Source organism: Oleiphilus sp. HI0080, from assembly GCF_001635135.1.
Genome location: NZ_LWFU01001006.1, coordinates 1 through 807 on the forward strand (window position 1 = coordinate 1; position 807 = coordinate 807).

The 807-nt window shown below is 45.2% G+C and carries 1 protein-coding gene; it reads right to left on the reverse strand.

Going from position 1 to position 807, the window contains the following annotated elements:
* Nucleotides 1–753 (reverse strand): HlyC/CorC family transporter (locus A3751_RS19125; protein WP_156492634.1); only part of this gene is annotated, 753 nt, incomplete at its 3' end.
* Nucleotides 754–807: the final 54 nt, after the last annotated feature.

Sequence of the window (807 nt, forward strand, 5' to 3'; positions counted from 1 at the left end):
GACACCGATGATGTTGTTTATATTGCCTTTATAAACAGGGACCCGTGTGTGTTGAGAGTCTTTTACTTGGTCTATGAGGTCATCCATGCTGTCGTCGATATTTAGCCCAATAATTTCACTCTTTGGTACCATGATGTCATTAACAGTCACCTTCTCAAGGTCTAGTATGCTGATCAGCATATCTTGGTGGGTGCGCGGGATCATGCCTTTTGCCTCGTGCACAAGTGTCTTTAGTTCCTCTCGACTAATATGGCTTTCGCTTTGTTTGCTTGTATCAATTCCTAGCGCTTTTAATAGTCTGCTAGTAATCAAGTTCATGGACCACACCGCGGGATAAAGTAACTTGAGCAAAGGCGTGAGTACGTGAGAAGCGGCGAAAGCAATTCTTTCTGGGTGGTAGGCCGCGTATGTTTTTGGCGTTATTTCCGCAAATATAAGAATCACTAAAGTAAGCAGCGCTGTCGCAATGGCTATTCCTGCATCGCCCCAGAGGCGAATTGCGATAACAGTAGCAATCGATGATGCCAGTATATTAACGAAGTTGTTGCCAATTAGTATGACGCTGATCAATTGGTCAGTGCGTGCGAGCAGTTCGCTTGCTTTGCGAGCGCCTTGGTGTCCTTGCTTTCGCAAGTGCTTTAGCCGGTATTTGTTGAGCGAAAGCATTCCGGTTTCGGAGCTGGAGAAGAATCCCGACAATACGATAAGAAATGCTAACGAGCCAAAAAGCCAAGTAAGAGAGGTGTCGTCCACTTTAAATTGCGTCCTAGGGGGTTGGATAAACTAAAGAATCGTTTCTAGAACGAA